General features: G+C 64.1%; 14 protein-coding genes. 10 read left to right on the forward strand and 4 right to left on the reverse strand.

Annotation, left to right across the window (positions count from 1 at the left end; genetic code table 11):
- Positions 1-1,363 precede the first annotated feature (1,363 nt).
- Entirely contained in the window at positions 1,364-2,170 is an 807-nt protein-coding gene (locus AC6A67_RS08435) for a hypothetical protein (RefSeq protein ID WP_498036105.1), read from the forward strand.
- A gap of 1,469 nt (positions 2,171-3,639) precedes the next feature.
- On the opposite strand, the gene AC6A67_RS08440 is transcribed toward AC6A67_RS08435, so the two are convergent.
- On the reverse strand, positions 3,640-4,293 hold the full coding sequence (locus tag AC6A67_RS08440; protein WP_498036106.1) for a cold-shock protein: 654 nt from the start codon (positions 4,291-4,293) through the stop codon (positions 3,640-3,642).
- A gap of 614 nt (positions 4,294-4,907) precedes the next feature.
- Here AC6A67_RS08440 and AC6A67_RS08445 point away from each other — a divergent pair.
- The 9 genes from AC6A67_RS08445 to AC6A67_RS08485 all read left to right on the forward strand — a co-directional run bounded on the left by AC6A67_RS08445 (position 4,908) and on the right by AC6A67_RS08485 (position 16,323).
- Complete coding sequence (locus AC6A67_RS08445; RefSeq protein ID WP_498036158.1) at positions 4,908-6,977, forward strand: 3-hydroxyacyl-CoA dehydrogenase NAD-binding domain-containing protein; 2,070 nt, start codon at positions 4,908-4,910, stop codon at positions 6,975-6,977.
- A gap of 244 nt (positions 6,978-7,221) precedes the next feature.
- The gene (locus AC6A67_RS08450; RefSeq protein WP_498036107.1) at positions 7,222-7,626 is read left to right on the forward strand and encodes a response regulator; all 405 of its coding nucleotides are present in this window, start codon (positions 7,222-7,224) and stop codon (positions 7,624-7,626) included.
- Between the two features lie 558 nt (positions 7,627-8,184).
- Positions 8,185-8,955, forward strand: coding sequence for an ABC transporter ATP-binding protein (locus AC6A67_RS08455; protein WP_498036108.1), 771 nt, complete (start codon positions 8,185-8,187; stop codon positions 8,953-8,955).
- On the forward strand, positions 8,952-9,665 hold the full coding sequence (locus tag AC6A67_RS08460) for an ABC transporter ATP-binding protein (RefSeq protein WP_498036109.1): 714 nt from the start codon (positions 8,952-8,954) through the stop codon (positions 9,663-9,665). Before AC6A67_RS08455 ends, AC6A67_RS08460 begins: the two co-directional genes overlap by 4 nt.
- An 11-nt stretch (positions 9,666-9,676) precedes the next feature.
- Positions 9,677-10,555: a branched-chain amino acid ABC transporter permease gene (locus AC6A67_RS08465; protein ID WP_498036110.1), complete on the forward strand. Its 879-nt coding sequence runs from the start codon at positions 9,677-9,679 to the stop codon at positions 10,553-10,555.
- Positions 10,556-10,557: 2 nt separating this feature from the next.
- The gene (locus tag AC6A67_RS08470; RefSeq protein WP_498036111.1) at positions 10,558-11,577 is read left to right on the forward strand and encodes a branched-chain amino acid ABC transporter permease; all 1,020 of its coding nucleotides are present in this window, start codon (positions 10,558-10,560) and stop codon (positions 11,575-11,577) included.
- Between the two features lie 192 nt (positions 11,578-11,769).
- Positions 11,770-13,032: an ABC transporter substrate-binding protein gene (locus AC6A67_RS08475; RefSeq protein WP_498036112.1), complete on the forward strand. Its 1,263-nt coding sequence runs from the start codon at positions 11,770-11,772 to the stop codon at positions 13,030-13,032.
- Positions 13,033-13,413: 381 nt separating this feature from the next.
- Positions 13,414-14,706 (forward strand): ABC transporter substrate-binding protein, encoded by a 1,293-nt coding sequence (locus tag AC6A67_RS08480; RefSeq protein WP_498036113.1) that lies wholly within the window; start codon positions 13,414-13,416, stop codon positions 14,704-14,706.
- Between the two features lie 378 nt (positions 14,707-15,084).
- Positions 15,085-16,323, forward strand: a complete 1,239-nt coding sequence (locus tag AC6A67_RS08485; RefSeq protein WP_498036114.1) for an ABC transporter substrate-binding protein — start codon at positions 15,085-15,087, stop codon at positions 16,321-16,323.
- Positions 16,324-16,529: 206 nt separating this feature from the next.
- Here the strand turns inward: AC6A67_RS08485 and pth are convergent, their stop codons facing one another.
- From pth to AC6A67_RS08500, 3 genes are all read right to left on the reverse strand, one after another.
- Positions 16,530-17,105 carry an aminoacyl-tRNA hydrolase gene (gene pth / locus AC6A67_RS08490; protein WP_498036115.1) on the reverse strand — a complete coding sequence of 192 codons (576 nt, stop codon included), beginning with the start codon at positions 17,103-17,105 and terminating at the stop codon, positions 16,530-16,532.
- Positions 17,106-17,322: 217 nt separating this feature from the next.
- Positions 17,323-17,931 carry a 50S ribosomal protein L25/general stress protein Ctc gene (locus tag AC6A67_RS08495; protein ID WP_498036116.1) on the reverse strand — a complete coding sequence of 203 codons (609 nt, stop codon included), beginning with the start codon at positions 17,929-17,931 and terminating at the stop codon, positions 17,323-17,325.
- Positions 17,932-18,146: 215 nt separating this feature from the next.
- On the reverse strand, positions 18,147-19,040 hold the full coding sequence (locus tag AC6A67_RS08500; RefSeq protein ID WP_498036117.1) for an enoyl-CoA hydratase-related protein: 894 nt from the start codon (positions 19,038-19,040) through the stop codon (positions 18,147-18,149).
- Positions 19,041-19,157: the final 117 nt, after the last annotated feature.

A 19,157-nucleotide genomic window follows, 5' to 3' on the forward strand; every position in this document is an offset into this window, starting at 1 on the left:
GCCTGACGCGGGGGGCGCATCGGCCCAGGGCTCGCCCTGGGCGTAGGGTTGTTTGACCGCCAGCGCCGCCCATCCGCGACAGGATGTCGGACTGTCGCAAGCAGGTTGGCGTAACGACGGCAGGCGGCCAAGCGCGCCTGACGTTGTCTGGCCTCGCATGAATTGGGGCTAGCTCAGGTGGACAAAGCTTAAGGGACTTGGCGGCGTGGCGTCGTGAGACAGGCGCCGCAGAGCCACGCGCCAGCCGCTCCGGTCCGGCGGCGCGTCGGCGCCGCATGCGGCTGACGCCAGAGAACTGGCGCGTCATGTCCATGGCGCGCCAGCGGTAGCCCATGGGATTTTGCCTGTCGGCGCCTGCAGCGCCATCAATCCATTGCCATGGGCCCACGCTGTGCTGTTGGCCGTCCGCGCCAGTGGGTGGGCGACGGCGTTCCGCGCCATCGGGTCACGCCATGGGTGGCCGTACAGGTCGTTCGTCGCTGAGGATGGGTTAGGGGGGGCGACGGCTTGTTGTTTATCGGCATAGCGTGAACGACTGGGCTGCAACCGCATGCCATAAATAGTATATGTAAGTATAGAGCTGCCGATGTCTGATCATTTTTGAAATAGATTAGAAAAGTAACATTGATTTAGAATAAACAACGTGATGAGATGTGTCTGGATTCAGGTTGCTGAAGCATCTTTCTTGCGTAAAGATGACGCGCTTGCAGTTTGTGTGGGGCCTGTTGGTTTCGCGAGACTGATCGGGCGACGGCGAATGGCTGAGCAGATGGTTTGGCGAGAATTGTTTGGTGAGCAGTTCGGCCTGCGTGAGCATGTTTGGCCGCGCCCTTGATGGCGCCCTCTGGATTGTCGCCTGAGGGGCATCGTCATGATTGGGGGGGGCGGCTCGACGTGGCGGCGCAGAGGCGTGGCAGGTGTGCGGGTCGATGGCCGCATGGGAGGGGGCGAGCCGAGGCTTTCAGCAGATGCGGATCAGGGGGCGGCATCTTCGCACGGGCCGGGGGGCTGTTCCTTGGGTCCGGCTGGCCTTGAAGGATTTGCCTTGAGGGTCTCGCCTTGAAGGACTCGCCTTGAAGGACTTGCCTGGCAGGGCGGACCGTACGGACTGCTGTCTTCACCCAGGGGGCACAGAGGGAGGGAGCGCGGGCAACGGGAGGCGCAGGTGGGCGGCTGTGCGGTCTCACGCAATGGGAGGTCAGCTTACGCGATGTCAGGCGTGGCCTTATCTGGCGTGGCCAAGTCAGGCGTGGCCATATCTGGCGCGACCATGTCTGGCGATGCGATGGCAGGTGATGGCGTGCGTTGGCGACCAGGGCGCTCGTGGGGGCGAGTTCCAGCATGGTCAGTCAGTGGCGCGCTGATGCTGGCGATCATCGGGCAACCCGCCGCGGCTGCAGCGCCGCCCCTGTTACAGGGCGCCTGGCAGATCATCGCCACCGGCACATTTGCGCGCGCCACCCCGCCCGGAGGGCGCCGCCACACCGGTGGGGGCAGTGCGCTCAAGGACGAACTGGAGGTGTTGGCTGAATATGGCGTGACCGATGCGGTGACGCTGTTGTTCTCGCCAAGGGTCAACGCCTGGGCGGAGCGCGGCTTCCACGGGGCCAGCTTCGATGCTGTGACAGCGTCACAACTGGCGCGGCGGCTCGACCTTGGCGCATCGGCCCGGCTTGGGGCTCGCGTGCGGTTGTGGCGTGATGCGAACAGTGTGGTCTCTGTCGAAGCGTCGGCGCGCGCCGGCGCGCTGATGACGGACGTTTCAGCGCCAGCGCTGCAACGGGCTGTGGAGGTCGAAGCACGCCTGTTGTGGTTGCGGAGCTTCCGCCTGCTGGAGCACGACTGGTTTGTCGATCTCCAGGGTGGTTATCGCCATCGCTTCCTCAGCGGCGACGCCTGGCGGCGCCAGGCGTCGACTGGAGAGATCCTGTTCGACGCCGCATTGGGTCTGCACCTGACTCCACGGGTGATGCTGTTGGCTCAGAATTTCTCGGTGTTCGCGGAGTCGGGCGCCGAAGGCGCGTCCAGTCACAAGGCGCAGCTCAGTCTGGCTTACAGGCTGTCCAAATCCTGGACGCTGCAAGCTGGCGCGATGGCGACCTATGCCGGGGATCGGGCCTGGCGCGAAAAGGCCGTCGTGCTCGGCGTCTGGCGCAGCTTTTCACCATGAAACTGGCGTCGCCACGCTGGCCCATAGCTGCAAGGCGTGACGCGCCAGCCCTCAAACAGACCTTGCGCCATGGGCGTCGCGACCTTGGCGTCGCGACCCTAGCGCCTCGAGTGGGGGCTGCTTTCGCCAGTGCCCTGCGCATTTGGCCGCCCTCACGGCCAAGGCCGAGCTGGCGGCGCGTGGGTGGCGAGCCCGGAAGTGAAGAGGTCGACGCAAACCCATCGCGTGTAAGACGTGGATGCCCGTGACGAGCACGGGCATGACGGCGGAGTGGCGGAAAGTCTGTAAGGTCACGGGCATATGGCAAAGCGGCGGAGCGGCAGACGGGGGAGGGGTGGGCGGGCCGAGTGGCGAACTTTCGGTGACGCTGGGGTGAGGAAGGCGCAAGGGGAAAGGTGCAGGCGGCGAGGCACAAGAGGGACGGCGCAAGTGGGACGGTGCAAGAGGAAGGGTGCAGAGAGGGAAGGATCAGGAGCGGTGGGGCTGAGCTGAAGGTACATAGGCGCCCGGAGGCCATGGGGCGGGCGTTGCGGCGGGGGGAGTCATACAAAGCGCGGAAAGCCAAGTGGCGAAAGGGTAGACTGGTGGATGTCACGGCGCCGGGGCGCACCGTACCGGGCCGTGGCGCTCTCGGAAAGCGATGCGATGCGACGCGACGATCGTCAGCACGCGTATGTCATTCTCACCAAGGTTCCGCTTTGCTGAGAGCCCGCGCCACCGTCATCCCCGTGCTCGTCACGGGGATCCACGCCTTGTGGTTTCCGTGATCGGATACGCCGGGGGGCAGTCGTCCCACTGTCGCCGCAGGTCGGCGCTCGGCAGCGACATGCTCGCCCGATCAGGGCGCCGGGGCGACAGAGCCCCTGCTGCCGCTCATAGTCAGGCCCGTGTCTCCGCTGCTGCTCCCAGGTCGGGCGGCAGAACTGAATAGTCGCAAGAATCTGGTTGGCGGGAGAGGAGCGTCGGGGCGCAAGGCATGCGGCGCCGGCTACCCACGCCAGTGAGCGCCGTGTGGGGGGGGCGGGGCGCCGCCACCGGCTCAGGCGACTTCTCCGTCGAATGAGACGCCGCTCTGCCTGAGCCTAGCGGCGGCCTTGCACAAGTGCGATCGAGGGGGATGCGCTGCAGAAGCATCCCCCCGCCACGCCCGCGAGGTCGAGACGCATCAGCCGGCGGGTGCTTTGCCTAACGACCGCCTGGGCAATGATCGCCCGGCCCAGAGCTCCCGGCCAGAACACTTGCCAAAGCACGCCCGGCCCAGCGCGGCTGGGCCCAAAACACTCGGCCCAAAGCACCCGGCCCAAAAATACCTGGCGCAACGATCACGTGGCCCAATGCGGGACCTGGCGCAACGCGGCCTCTGCCTGACGCAGGGCAAGGAGCAAAACCTGCATCGGCGCAACGCGAAAAAGGCGCGACCTGCGTCGCGCCTTCCAAAATCTCGTCTGAACCGCGTGGTCCGGACTAAATTAGCCGAGCTGGATCGAACCAGCTTCCGGACCCTTGGGGCCTTCAACCAGCTTCACGATGACCTGCTGGCCTTCCTGAAGCTCGTCGATGCCGGAGCGCGACAGGGCGGACTGGTGAACGAACACGTCCTTGCCGCCACGCTCCAGAGCGATGAAGCCGAAGCCACGCTCAGGGTTGAACCACTTGACGATGCCAGCTTCCTCCGGAACGCCGTCGAGCACCGACGGGTCGAAGAAGCGGCCGCCAGGACGACGCGGGCCGCGGTCGCCGAAGCCGCCACGGTCGCCGCCGAAGCCGCCGCTGCGCGGGCCACGATCGCCGAAGCCGCCGCGGTCGCCATAGCCGCCGCCGCCGCCGAAGCCGCCGCTGCGCGGGCGCGGAGCCTCAGCAGTGCTGGTGTCGACGTCGATGACCTGGGTCACCTGTGCGCCCTTCTGGCCCTGGCCGACGCGAACGGTCAGCGTGGTGCCAGGCTCAAGCGTCTGGTGGCCAGCGGCCTCAACGGGACGAATGTGAAGGAAGGCTTCGCCCGACCCATCGGTCAGCTGCACAAAGCCAAAGCCTTTCTGGGCGTTAAACCATTTCACAGTCGCGCCAACCTCAGGACCGCCGAAGTCGGACTGGCGCGAGGCGAAGGACGGCCGGGAAGGCATGGGAGGCGCCATCTCGTGTGCCCACGGATCAGGGGCGTGGTCACGGGAACGGCGGCGGTCTCGGAAATCGTTGTCTCGGCTCATCCGGATACTCAGCTTGAAAAGTTCGAAGGCGCGATCGCTACTTGAACGGCCAGGATATTAGTAACCGTACTTTTTGCGTGTTGAAAGGGGGTAAATGCCCCGGAACGCATAATCTTTTAGGACCAGGCCAAAAGTGATCCGGCCGGCCCTTGTGGTCTGTAGCGCCCAATTCTGCAAATTGTCACAGGTATAATCGCAGCTGGGCGGCGTCTGGTTGCAGATGATGTTCGCATTTGTCTCATTCGAGGCCAGATTGCCCGAAAAAGCGGCGCGTACGCTGCGGTCTGTCGGGCTGATTCACTGTCTTTATATCGCTGCAATGTGATCCTGGCCGCGTCTCGCCTCAGCGCAATCTGGCGCTATCCGCTGGCGCAGGCGCGTGCGGCTCTCGCCGTGCGTATCGACTTGTCCGGCGCCGTTGCCTAAACCGCTTAAATCCGATCTGATCCACGCGCTGAACAATGGGCCCGGGGGGCCGCCACAGGCGGACGTCTGAACCGGAGCCGCAAGGGAGATCTGGCATGGCTGCCATTAATCAAGTTACCGATCTGACGCTGGATGGCGACGTCGCCGTCATCACGCTCAATTCGCCGCCGGTCAACGCCCTGTCGGCGCCGGTGCGCGACGGCCTGTTCAATGCCTTCACGGCAGCCATCAATGATCCGGCGGCGAAGGCCATCGTGTTGATCTGCGCCGGCCGCACCTTCATCGCTGGCGCGGATATCTCGGAATTTGGCAAGGGCCCGCAGGGCGCCTCGCTGCACGACGTGCAGGCGCTGATGGAGAACGCGCCGAAGCCGGTGGTCGCCGCCATCCATGGCACCGCCCTTGGCGGCGGTTTCGAGGTCGCCCTCACCGCCCATTATCGCGTCGCCGTGCCGTCCGCCAAGGTCGGTCTGCCGGAGGTCAAGCTCGGCCTGCTGCCGGGCGCTGGCGGCACCCAGCGCCTGCCGCGCCTCGTCGGCCCTGAAGTCGCGCTGAAATACATGACCTCGGGCGATTTCATTGGCTCGAAGGTGGCGCTGGCCAGCGGCCTCGTTGATGAGCTGGTGGAAGAGGGCAAGCTGCTCGAGGGCGCCGTCGCCTTCGCCCGCAAGCTGGTCGCCGAGAACCGCCCGCTCAATAAAGTGCGCGATCTGCAGGACAAGGTCGAGGCTGCGCGTGGCAAGCCGGAGATCTTCGCCGATTTCCGCAAGGCCAACGCCCGCAAGTTCCGCGGCTTCGAGGCGCCGGAAGCCAATATCAAGTGCATCGAAGCGGCGGTGAACTTGCCGTTCGATGCGGGCATGAAGGAAGAGCGCCGGCTGTTCGAAGGCCTGGTCAATGGCTCGCAGTCTGCCGCCCAGCGCTACATTTTCTTCGCCGAGCGCACCGCCGCCAAGATCCCGGACGTGCCGGACGCAACCCCTGTGCTGCCGATCGCCAGGGTCGGCGTCATCGGCGCCGGCACCATGGGCGGCGGCATTTCGATGAATTTCCTCAGCGCCGGCATTCCGGTGACCATCGTCGAGATGCAGAAGGAGGCGCTCGAGCGTGGCGTCGCCATCATGCGCAAGAACTATGAGAACACGGCGAAGAAGGGTCGCCTGACCCAGGACGACGTCGAAAAGCGCATGGGGCTGCTGACCCCGAGCCTCGACCTCAATGACCTCGCCGATTGCGACATGGTCATCGAGGCTGTCTATGAGAACATGGACATCAAGAAAGAGGTGTTCAGCAAGCTCGACGCCATCGTCAAGCAGGGCGCCATCCTTGCGTCAAACACCTCTTACCTCGACGTCAACGAGATCGCCTCGGCGACGAAGCGGCCGGAGTGGGTGATCGGCACCCACTTCTTCTCACCCGCCAATGTCATGAAGCTGCTGGAGATCGTGCGTGGCGACAAGACCTCGAAGGAGGTCATCGCCACGGTGATGAAGTTGTCGAAGAAGATCGGCAAGGTGCCGGTGCTGGTCGGCGTCTGCCACGGCTTCGTGGGTAACCGCATGCTGGCCCAGCGCCAGCGTGAGGCCAACAAGCTGGTGCTCGAAGGCGCGCTGCCGTGGGACATCGACCGCGTGCTCTACAACTTCGGCTTCCCGATGGGTCCGTTCGCCATGTCCGATCTCGCCGGCCTCGACATTGGCTGGCAGAAGGAGACCTCCAGCTCGTCGACGCTGCGTGAGGTGCTGTGCGAGATGGATCGTCGCGGCCAGAAGAACGGCAAGGGCTTCTACGATTACGACGCCAATCGCAACGCCACGCCGTCGGCGGAGGTTGAGCAGGTCATCCTTGATTTCGCGAAGAAGCAGGGCATCACCCGCCGCCAGATCTCCGATGAGGAGATCCTCGAGCGCTGCATCTATCCGATGATCAATGAGGGCGCGAAGATCCTCGAAGAGGGCAAGGCCATCCGTGGCTCCGACGTCGATATCGTCTGGATCAACGGCTATGGCTGGCCGGTGTATCAGGGCGGTCCGATGTTCTATGGCGACCTGATCGGCGCCGACAAGGTGCTGGCCCGCATGAAAGCGTTCCAGCAGCAGTATGGCGACGACTTCAAGCCGGCGGCGCTGCTGGAGAAGGTGGCGGCTGACGGCAAGAAGCTGCACCAGCTCTGATAGCCTCATCGCGCGTGACGACGGGTCCGGCTACGGCCGGACCCGTTTTTGTTTGCGGCAGGCTTGCGGACGAAGCCGCGCCTTGCCTATGGGGGCGCTGCGGCAGGCGGCGGCTGGCGGCTGGCGGGCGGATAGCGCCTGGGTCAGGCGTCCTCGCGACAGGCTTGACCTTTGCCGTCGGGTGGCGTCGAAATAGGCAGGCAGGCGCGGCGACCTGCGGATCCGCGTTTTCCCCGGAGCTCCCGTGCGCGTGCTGATCATCGAAGATGAGGCCATCCTGGCGCTCGAGTATGAGATGCTATTGGAAGACCTGGGGTGCGAGCCCGTCGGCGTGGCGCAGGATTCTTCCTCGGCCCTGCGCCTGGCGGTGGAGTTGCGCCCCGATCTCGCCCTCGTCGATATCAACCTGCTTGACGGCATGACGGGCGGTCACGTCGGGCGGACGCTCGGGCGCGACAATGGCATTGCGGTGCTCTATGTCACCAGCGAGGCGCGGCACGTCGACCTGCGCCAGGATGGGGTGCTGGGTTCACTGGCAAAGCCGTTCACGTCAAGGGTCTTCGCCTCGGCGATCGATTGGGCCCGGGTGGTCGTTGCAGGCGACCGCGCCGCGCCAGCGCCTGCGGGCGTCATCACCGCCAGGCGGTAGGTCCGATAACCACAAGGCGCGTCCCCGGGAGTCGCGCCTTGCCTGAGTGCGCGGGTTTCGCCACATTTCCCCGTTGCCGCCGCCGCTCCGCCCAAGGCCGCTCCGCCCAAACCGCTCCGCCCAGGGCCGTTCGGCCAGCCGGGCCCGCCTCGGTCCGCGCAGGCCGCACGAATTGGCGCAAGGCGCAAAATCCCTGCCTGCCAGACACTGTGGTGTAGCCGGGACCCGTGGCGCGGGCGCCTTGTGGCGCTGGGCGCGCAGCCTGCCTCATGGCGTTTTCCAGCGAAATTAACGATCTAACGCTTGATCAAGGGTTGCGTTTGTCGGCCCCATGTTGACAATTGTGAGCATAAACGGGCGACAGTCTGTCCGAACGGTTGCAAATGCCACTGCTTGTGGCGACAATGTCGAACCCAAAAAATAAAACGACGATCGGGTTTTCAGGGAGGGAGTTCATGCGTGACAGGACGCAATCGGCGCTCGCACTGCGCCGCAATCAAGCTGGCCCGGATGACTCCGGCCGTCATTTTCTCAACATTTAGCGCCGGGTAGCCCAGCATGTCAGGACCTCTACTGTCCGTGCGGGATGTCGCCGTACGTTTCGGCGGCATCGTCGCGCTCGGCGGCGTCTCGTTCGATCTTCCGTCCCAGCAGATTAATGCGCTGATCGGGCCGAACGGCGCCGGCAAGACCACGCTTTTTAACTGCCTCAGCAGGCTGTACACGCCCACCAGCGGCGACATCCTGTTTGAAGGGCAGACGCTGCTGTCGCGGCCGGCGCATCGCATCGCCGAAATCGGCATCGGCCGCACCTTCCAGAATCTGGCGCTGTTCCAGAACCTGTCGGTGCTCGACAACGTCCGTATTGGCAGCCACTGCCAGACGCGCGGCGACTATATCAGCGACGCGCTGTCGCTGCCGTGGAGCCGTGCGACGGAGAAGGAAATCGACCACACCGCCCGCCAGATCATCAAATATCTGGAACTGCAGTCGGTGATGCACCGTCGTGTGGGCGATTTGCCGTTCGGCACGCAGAAGCGTGTGGAGATGGCGCGCGCCCTGGCCTCGAAGCCGAAGTTGCTGCTGCTCGACGAGCCAGCCGCTGGTCTGAACCACGGTGAGGTGGAAGAGCTTGGCGACCTGATCAAGCATGTCCGCGATGACCGCAAGCTCACCGTGTTGCTCGTCGAGCACCACATGAGCCTGGTGATGTCGATTTCGGACCGCGTGGTCGCCCTGAACTTTGGCCGCAAGATTGCTGAAGGCACCCCTGCAGAAGTGCAGAACAACCCTGACGTTATCGCTGCTTACCTCGGGACCGAACAATGACAAAGCTTCTCGAAGTCAAGGGGCTGCACGCCAGTTACGGCCAGACCAAGGTTCTGCATGGTCTGGACTTCGCGATCGAGCAGGGCAGCGTCACCACGCTGCTGGGCGCCAATGGCGCCGGCAAGACCACCACGCTGCGCGCCCTGTGCGGCATGATCAAGCGCTCCGGCGACATCCTGCTCAATGGCGAGCAGATCAACCGCAAGCAGACCGAAGACATCGTGCGCGTGGGCGTGGCCCATGTTCCGGATGGTCGCGGCACCTTCACCCGTCAGACGGTGGAAGAAAATCTGCAGCTGGGCTCGATGGCCCGCTCCGACAAGCCTGGCATCGCCCAGGACCTGGAGCTGGTCTACAGCTACTTCCCTATCCTGAAAGAGCGTCGCACCCAGCAGGCAGGCCTGCTGTCGGGTGGTGAGCAGCAGATGTTGGCCGTTGGCCGCGCGCTGATGCTGCGCCCCAAGCTGATGCTGCTTGATGAGCCGTCCTTCGGCCTCGCGCCGATGATCACGCGTGAAATCTTCCAGATTTTCCGCGAGCTCAACTCCAAGGAAGGGGTCAGCATGCTCGTTGTGGAGCAGAACGCCCAGATCGCCCTTGAGCTGGCTGATCAGGCATATCTGCTCGAAACCGGGCGCATCGTGTTCTCTGGACGTTCGGATGACATCCGCGACGACGAGAACCTTCGCAAAGCCTATCTGGGCTACTGAGGAGCCGACTGATGGAACTCCTTGTTCAGCAAATCATCGCGGGCATCTCGACTGGCTCAATTTACGCCTGCGTCGCGCTCGCCGTCGTCATGATCTATGTCGCCATCGGCCACCTGAACTTTGCTCAGGGCGAAATGGCGATGTTCTCGACCTTTATCGCCTGGCAGCTTCTCGCCTGGGGCGTCCCATACTGGGCGACGTTCTTCCTCACCATCGCCATCTCCTTCATCGGCGGCGTGGTGATCGAACGCGTCATCTTCAAGCCGCTGGATAATGCGCCGGTGCTCAGCCACGTGGTGATGTTCATCGCGCTGCTGACCATCATCACCTCGGCGGCCGGCTTTATCTGGGACTTCTCGATCAAGACCTTCCCGTCGCCGTTCGGTTCGGCTCCGCTGTTTGGCTCAAGCCTGATCAGCGCACACCAGGCCGGCATGATGGCGGTGACCCTGATCCTGCTCCTCGCCCTGTTCTTCTTTTTCAAGTACACCCGCGTTGGTCTGGCGCTGCGCGCCTCGGCTGACAACCCGGTGTCGGCTCGCCTCGTCGGCATCCGCGTGTCGTGGATGATCGCCCTTGGCTGGGGCCTCGCGGCAGCCATCGGCGCTGTCGCCGGCATGATGGTCGCTCCGGTGGTGTTCCTTGAGCCGAACATGATGCTGGGCATCCTCGTGTATGGCTTCGCCGGCGCTGTGCTTGGCGGTCTCACCAGCCCTGGCGGCGCCGTGCTCGGCGGCTTCCTGGTTGGCGTTATTGAGAACCTCGCCGGCACCTTCATTCCCGTCATCGGCGGCGAACTGAAGCTGACCATCGCCCTGTGCATCATCGTTCTGGTGCTCGTCCTGAAGCCAGGTGGCCTCTTCGGCCGCGTTGCGATCCAGCGGGTGTAATCATGTCTGTCAATATTGATGAAGCGGCCTCGCATCCGCCGGTCGAAGCGGCGATCGAAACCAATCCGCTGGGCCGTGACCGCACCCTGCGCATTGTCTTCAACATCGCGCTGCTGATCGCCCTCCTGGCCCTGCCTTTCGTCACGAAGAGCTTCTTCGTGTTCCAGATCACGATGGTGCTGATTTACGCCATCGCGATCCTCGGCCTGAACCTGCTGACTGGCTTCAACGGCCAGTTCTCGCTGGGCCACGCCGCCTTCTACGCGATCGGCGCCTACACGGCGGCGATCCTGATGGACAAGGCCGAAATCGCCTATTTCTGGACGCTTCCGGTCGCGGGCATCATCTGCTTCGTGTTTGGCTTCCTGTTCGGTCTGCCAGCGCTGCGTCTTGAGGGTATTTACCTCGCCCTCGCCACCTTCGCGCTGTCAGTCGCCACCCCCCAGATCCTCAAGCTGTCGCCGCTTGAGCATTGGACTGGCGGCGTGCAGGGCATCGTCATCATGAAGCCGGACGCGCCGTTTGGCTTGCCGCTCAATCAGGACCAGTGGCTGTACTTCTTCACGCTCGCCGTGACCGCCCTGATGTTCTGGCTGGCCCGCAACCTGCTGCGCAGCCGCACCGGTCGCGCCATGATGGCTATCCGTGACAACCCGATCGCCTCGCGGTCGATGGGCGTCAACAACTCGCTGTACAAGGCCACCACCTTCGGCATCAGCGCCACCTTCACCGGCATCGCCGGCGCTCTCGGCGCCATCGTGGTGCAGTTCGTGGCCCCGGACAGCTTCACCGTGGTGCTGTCGATCGCCCTGCTCGTCGGCCTCGTGGTTGGCGGCGTGGGCTGGGTTCCTGGCGCGTTCTTCGGCGGTCTGTTCGTCCTGTTCGTCCCGAACATCGCCGAGCACATCTCCAAGGGTCTGTCGGGCGCCTTCTACGGCCTGATCCTGATGTTCCTGGTGTTCGTCATGCCATCTGGCGTGGCTGGCTTCCTCGCCCTCATCCGCTCCAAGCTGGGTAGGTGAGGACATGGACGGCCCCCCTGACAATCGGTTCGCCGGGCGGGGGATAAAGGAATACGCAAGTGCGTATGTGTGCGCGGCGGCCCTCTGGGCCGCCGCGTTTTTGTTGTGTGGGGACCCCGGCGGATAAGCTCGCGGGTTCACGGCCCGCCGCATTGAAACAGCAATCGGGGCCCCGATCATGGGGAGTAAACGATGCGTTTTGATCGTAAGCGGCTTCGCCCGGCGCCAGCCTGGCGTATGGCGAAACTGGCCGCCGCAGGGCTCGGTTTGCTGACGGCGCTGGGCGCCTCAGCCAGCGCCACAGACAAGAAACATGGTCCGGGCGTCACCGACACTGAAATATTGTTCGGCCAGACCATGCCCTATAGCGGGCCGGCCTCCGCCTATGGGGTGATCGGCAAGGCGGAAGAAGCCTATTTCCGCATGGTCAACGACAACGGCGGCATCAACGGCCGCAAGTTGCGCATGCTCAGCTATGACGATGGCTACAGCCCGCCCAAGGCGGTGGAGCAGATCCGCAAGCTGGTCGAGCAGGACAATGTGCTGTTCACCTTCCAGACGCTCGGCACGCCATCCAACGCCGCCGTGCAGAAATACATGAACCAGAAGAAGGTCCCGCAGCTGTTCGTCTCCACTGGCGCCTCGCGCTTCTCGGAGCCGAAGGAGTTCCCGTGGACCATGGGGTTCAATCCGACCTATCTCACCGAGGGCCGGATCTATGGCCGCTATGTGCTGGCCAATCAGCCGGACGCCAAAATCGCCATCCTCTACCAGAACGATGATTTCGGCCGCGAAGTGGTTGTTGGCTTCAAGCAGGGGCTGGGCGAGAAGGGCAGCAAGCAGATCGTCTCTGAGGTGTCCTACGAGGTCACCGATCCGACCATCGACTCGCAGATGGTGAAGCTGAAGAACTCCGGCGCGACCGTGTTCCTCAACCTCACGACGCCGAAGTTCGCCGCCCAGTCCATCCGCAAGGCGGCGGAGCTGCAGTGGAAGCCGGTACATCTGCTGACCGTAAACTCGGTGTCCATCACCCAGGTGCTGATCCCGGCGGGCGTCGAGAACGCCACGGGCATCCTGAGCATCGGCTATCTCAAGGACTGGAAGGACCCGGAGTGGCAGGATGACGCCGGCATGAAGAAATGGTCGGCGTATATGGACAAATATATGCCCGGCGCCGACAAGGACAACGCTGCCTATCTCTACGCTTACACCGCGGCGCAACTGATGGAGCATGTGCTCAGGGCGGCGGGCAATGACCTCACCCGCGAGAACATTATGAAGCAGGCGGCCGGGCTGAAGAATGTGCCGCTCGACCTGCTGCTGCCTGGCATGACAGTGAACACCAGCCCGGATGATTATCTGGTGATCGAGCAGATGCGCATGGCGCGCTTCGACGGCAAGCGCTGGGTGACCTTCGGCGACCTCATCGACGCCTCCAACGTCAAGAACTGAGGCCGGCCTGCGAGCCCTGGCCAGCGCCCGCCCACTGGGCGCTGGCCTCAACTGGGTGAGCGGCAAATCTCGCAGCCCTGTCCCATGAGCGGCGTCGCCGTCGCCGCCGGGCGAGGTCGTGCTGCCTGCACCGCTCCGATAAAGGCGCTGATAGCGCCGCATGATGGACAATCTATAAAAATCACCGACGTCGTTAGGCTTGGCTTCCGCAAAGCCGCCTGGAATACGCGCCGCCACCCCGGAGGCTGTCCCGATGTGCCGCAAACCCCTTTCTGGCTATGGCTTTTTCACGCCACGCGCGGAGGGGCTTGGCAGCCACGCGAGGCGTCGCTACCACAAGGGAGATGCGATCGCGAAGAATAGATAATTGAGGGGGCGCGGATGGCGCAGAACATCTCACTGACCCGTCGGTCCGTGGTGCTGGCGGCGGCGTTGCCCTGGTTCCATGCCAGCCTCGGCTCGCGCGCCGCGGCGCAGCAGCCGCAAGCCCAGGCACAGGTCCAGGCCCAGGCCCAGGTCCAAGACGGCAAGCGCTATGACCCCGGCGCGTCCGATACGGAAATCCGCATCGGCTCGATCTTTCCCTACAGCGGCCCGGCTTCGGCCTATGGCGTGATCGGCAAGGTGCAGGCCGCGTGGTTTCGCAAGGTCAATGACGAGGGCGGCGTCAATGGCCGCAAGATCACCTTCCTGAGCAATGACGACGCCTATAACCCGGCCAAGGCCGTGGAGCAGGTGCGCCGGCTGGTGGAAGGCGATGAGGTGCTGGCGATCTTCAATCCGCTCGGCAATCCCTCCAACACCGCCATTCAGCGTTATCTCAATGAGCGCAAGATCCCGCAGCTGTTCGTCGCCACCGGCACCACCAAATGGGGTGACTGGCGCAGTTTTCCATGGACCATCAGCGGCCAGCCGCCCTATCAGGCCGAGGCCCTGGTCTATGCCCGGATGATGCTGGACCGCACCCCCGACGCCAGGATCGGCGTGCTCTACCAGAATGATGATTTCGGCAAGGATTACCTCAAGGGGCTGCGTGATGGGCTTGGCGATCGCGCCCAGGCCATGCTGGTCGCCGCAGAGCCCTATGAGCTGTCAGACGCCACCATGGACGCCCAATTGGTGCGCCTGCGCGCCGCCGGGGCGACGGTGGTGTTCATCGCCGCCACCACCAAATTCGCCGCCCAGGCTATCCGGCGCATGGCGGAAATGGGCTGGACGCCGGAGCGCTATCTGGTCAGCGTGTCGCAGACCGTGGCCGGGACCATGCGTCCCGCCGGGCTGGAGAACGGCAAGGGCGTGATCTCATCCTATTACCTCAAGGATCCGGCCGACCCGGCCTGGGCGGACGACGCCGGCATGAAGGCGATGAACGCCTTTCTCGACCGTTATCTGCCGGATGTGGATCGCGACAACATCCTCAATGTCTATGGTTACGTGCTGGCGCAATTGCTCACCCATGTGCTGCGCGCCTGTGGCGATGATCTCACCCGCGCCAATGTGCTGCGACAGGCGTCCAGCATCCGTGATCTCAGGCTCGACATGCTGTTGCCGGGCATCGCCATCAATACAGGCTCCGACGATTATTTCCCGTTCAAGCAGCTGCAGCCGTTGCAATTTGACGGCGCCCGCTGGCGGCCGCTCGGGGCGGTGATCGCCGGCGACATCAGGATGTAAGGGCGCGGGGAGGGCGTGCGCCGGCGCTCCATGGCCGGCTGGCGCGTCCTGTGCGGGCGTATGGGAATTGCGTCCAGTCCGTCGCCGGCAGGCCAGGCCTGATGCGGCCGTCTGCGCGACCCGTCGGCCGAACGCTCAGGCCATCGTCCCGCCGCGCCCGGCGCCTCCTTGCCAGCCCCAAGCCGCCCGCCGCAACCGCGCGCACGCCGCAGTATATTCAACCGTCGTTCGGCTAACCTGGAAGAAAGTATTATCGCCAATGTGTTAAGCCGCTCAGGCGTGATTGCGCATTGCAATTGGTTGCATCTGAAACAAGATGGAAGGCAAGCGCGCAGGGCTCAACGATAGCGCGCCATCTTCAATCTGAAGGGGCAAGCCATGATGAAACTGGGGAGTTCGGGCGCACGGACGGCGATGATGGCGACGGCGGCGTGGGCCGCGGTCAGCGTTCTGTCCACCGCCGCTATGGCCGAGAAAAAATACGGTCCCGGCGCCAGCGATACAGAGATCCGCATCGGCAATGTCATGCCTTACAGCGGGCCCGCGTCCGCCTATGGCAGCATTGGCACCACCGAGGCCGCCTATTTCCGCAAGGTCAATGAAGAGGGCGGCATCAATGGCCGCAAGATCACCTTCATCTCCTATGACGACAGCTACAGCCCGCCCAAGGCGGTGGAGCAGGTGCGCAAGCTGGTGGAGAACGACAATGTGCTGGTGGTGTTCAACCCGCTCGGCACCCCATCCAACACCGCCGTGCAGCGCTATCTGAACCAGAAGGGCGTGCCGCACCTGTTCCTGGCCACCGGCGCGACCAAATGGGGGGATTACAAGAATAACCCCTGGACCATGGGCTGGCAGCCAACCTATCAGGGTGAGGGGCGCATCTACGCCAAATACATCCTCGACCACCACTCCAAGGGCAAGATCGCCGTGCTCTACCAGCATGACGACTTCGGCAAGGACTATCTGCAGGGGCTCAAGGATGGCCTTGGCGACAAGGCGAAATCGATGATCATCGCCGAGGAATCATACGAGCTGTCGTCGCCGACCGCTGACGCCCAATTGCTCAAGCTGCGCTCAAGCGGGGCGGATGTCTTCGTCAATATCACCACGCCGAAATTCGCCGCCCAGACCATCCGCAAGGTCTCTGAGGTGGGCTGGAAGCCGGTGCACCTGCTGGTCAATGTCTCGGTATCGGTGGGCGCGGTGATGAAGCCGGCTGGCTTTGAGAATGGCCAGGGCATCATGAGCGTCAATTATGTGAAAGACCCGACTGATCCAGGCCTGCAAAACGACCCGGGGGTCAAGGAGTGGCACGCCTTCATCGACAAATACATGCCAGGCGTCGACAAGACCCAGTCCAACTACGTCTATGGCTACAATGTCGCCCGCACCCTGGTGCAGGTGCTGAAGCAGGCCGGCGATAACCTCACGCGTGAGAACATCATGAAAGAGGCCGCCAATCTGAAGAACTTCGATCCAGGCATGCTGCAGAACGGCATCACCATCAACACCAGCCCCACCGATTATTATCCGATCGAGCAGGAGCGGATGATGCGCTTCGAAGGCGATCGCTGGGTGAACTTCGGCCCGGTGATCAGCGGCGCGATGAAATAGGCTGCTATGGCGTCATGAGCTGGCGCCAGGGGCCGCGTAAGGCGGCCCAGGTTCGCCGCTGGATCCGGCGGGGCGCGCGGGGAGCCGTGCGCCTTGCCTGCTTTTGGGCGCAGGCGAGGCGGCGCCTGAGGCGATCGCGCTCTCGGGCCCCCGGGGTCTCAGGGTCGCATGCCGCTAGCATCGTATGCCGCCAGGCATGGATGTCTTCAGGCGGCGCTTTGGCAGCTCAGATGCACCTTGCTGGCGAAGCTGGCGTCATCGCCCGTAACCAGCAGCGGCGCGGCCTCGGCCACGGCGTCGCACAGCTGCGACACCCATTCGCGCTCCGATTTGGCGAAATCATTGAGCACCCAGGCGTGCACCCGGTCCTTGTGGCCCGGATGGCCAATGCCCAGCCGCACCCGGCGATAGTCATTGCCGCACAGGCCGGTGATTGAGCGCAGGCCATTATGGCCGGCGTTGCCGCCGCCGCTCTTCACCCGCAATTTGCCAGGGGCCAGATCGAGCTCATCGTGGAACACCACCACGTCCTTCAGCGCGATCTTGTAGAAGCGCATGGCCTCGGCCACCGAGCGGCCGGATTCGTTCATATAGGTCTGCGGCTTCAACAGCACGACCTTGTCGTCGCCGATGGTCGCTTCCGAGGTCTGGGCCTGAAACTTGCTGCGGAACGGCGTCGCGCGATGGCGTCGCGCCATCTCGTCGATCGCCATAAACCCGATGTTGTGGCGGTTGCCGGCGTATTTGGCGCCTGGATTGCCAAGGCCAACGAACAGCAGCATGTCGCGCCCCTTCCTCGATGAACGGCATGGCCCTGCGCCGTGCACAGCTCAAGAAAAAGGCGGGGGCGTCGCCGCTCCCGCCAAAACGCTCGTCCTGCGCCCCACTGGCGTAAGGCCCGAGGATGCTGACGCATCCGCGACCTGACATGCCCAGTCGCTGCACAGGCCTGACCAGCGTCCGATGAGTCATGCTCATCGGCTGCTGGTATGCCGGATATCACGCTTCCGGAGCAGCCTCGCCCTCGGCGGCTTCCGGCGCAACGGTCGGAGCGACGATGCTGGCGATGGTGAAGTCGCGGTCGGTGATGCTCGGCTCAGCGCCGGCCGGCAGCTTGACAGCCGAGATGTGGATGGTGTCGCCGATGTTCAGGCCAGCCACGTCGATCTCGATGGCGTCCGGAATGGCGTTGGCCGACACGGTGAGGTTCACGGTGTGACGCACCACGTTCAGCGTGCCGCCGTCCTTCAGGCCAGGCGCAGCGTCCTGGTTGATGAAGTGCACCGGAACGTCCACGTCGATGGTGGCGTTGCGGGTGACGCGCAGGAAGTCGACGTGCAGCGGGGTGTCACGGACCGGGTCAAGCTGGTAGTCGCGCGGAATCACGCGCTCAACGCTGTCGCCGACCTTGATCTCGAAGATCGTGGTCATGAAGCCGCCGGCGTAAATCGCCTGGCGCAGCGGAGCGTATTCCACGGAGATCGGCAGCGGCTCTTTGCCAGCGCCATAAATTACTGCGGGCGAACGGCCCTGACGACGCAGTTCACGAGCGGCCCCCTTGCCGACCCGGGTGCGCGCCTCGGCAATGATCTGCTTGACGGCGGTCATGGTGAATTCCTTTTGTAATGCAAACAGCCGCCATGCGGCGGCCTCTGCCCGCGCCTCCAAGGGTGTCAGACGGGCAGGGGGCTTATAACCGCCTCAAGCCGTTGAGGCAACACGCTTGCGGGCAATCGATCCGCCAGCGCGAGGTTCACTGACGCCAGCCTCCCTGACGTGTCTGCAACGTCACAGGCGTGCGCAGAGGTCAGGCGCGCAGCCGCTCAGCCGCCGGCTGATGGCTTCTGCTGGGTGCGATAATCGCCAAAGGCGGCGTCACGCTCGCTCAACAGCTTCGAGACGCTGGCGCCATCGCGGCGGAACTGGCTGAAATAGGCCTTGCTCGCCTCCGTCGACAGGGCCAGCGCCTGCAACTCCGTGCCGGCCCTTATGCCAGCCCGCAGCCCCATGATCTCCATGGCGCGGTGCACGGCGCGCTTGTTGATCTGCTGCAACTCCGGCGGGGTCAGCGCCACCCGCTGCGCCATGGCCAGCACCTGGGCCTCCAGTTGCTCCGCCGGGAAAGCCCGATTGGCGAAGCCATCCTGGACCGCCTCAAGGCCAGAGATGGAGTCACCAGTCAGATACATCTCCATGGCCCGGCGCATGCCCACAAGCCAGGGGTGAAACTGGTTGTCAGGCGGGCTCATCAGCCGGGTGGGCGGATAACCGATCTGCGCGTCCTCGGCCACATAGACCAGGTCGCAGCAGGCGGCCAGCTCACTGCCGCCAGCGAGGCAATAGCCATGCACCTGGGCGATCACCGGCTTCTGCAGGTCCCAGATCCGCGTCCAGCCATCGACCACGTGGCGGGCCCATTGGCCCGGGCCCGACGCCGAATGATAGGGCTGGCCCTGGCTGCTGTCGCCGGACAGATCGTAGCCGGAGCTGAAGCAGGAGCCCGCGCCCTGGATAATGCTGACATGAACGTCAGGGTCGCGATCCGCCGCCTCCAGCGCTGCGAGGATGGCGGCGCGCAGCGCATTGCTCAGCGCGTTGCGCTTGTGCGGCCGGTTCAGCGTCAGCCGCCGCACCTTTGGGGCCGGCGCGTCGATCAGCAATACGGCGTCGTCGCCGGGCGGGCGCTGACCCTGGCCGGCGTCCTGTTGATCTGTCATGGGGCGTCCTCCTGCACCTTGTTTTAAGGCCAGTATCCCGCCCCAAACCGTCGCCGTCGAGCGGGCAAAACCCCCGCGCCGTCGCGCGTCGGCGCTCTGGCGTTCGTGGGCATGCAG

This window comes from Camelimonas sp. FR25 (assembly GCF_059740505.1).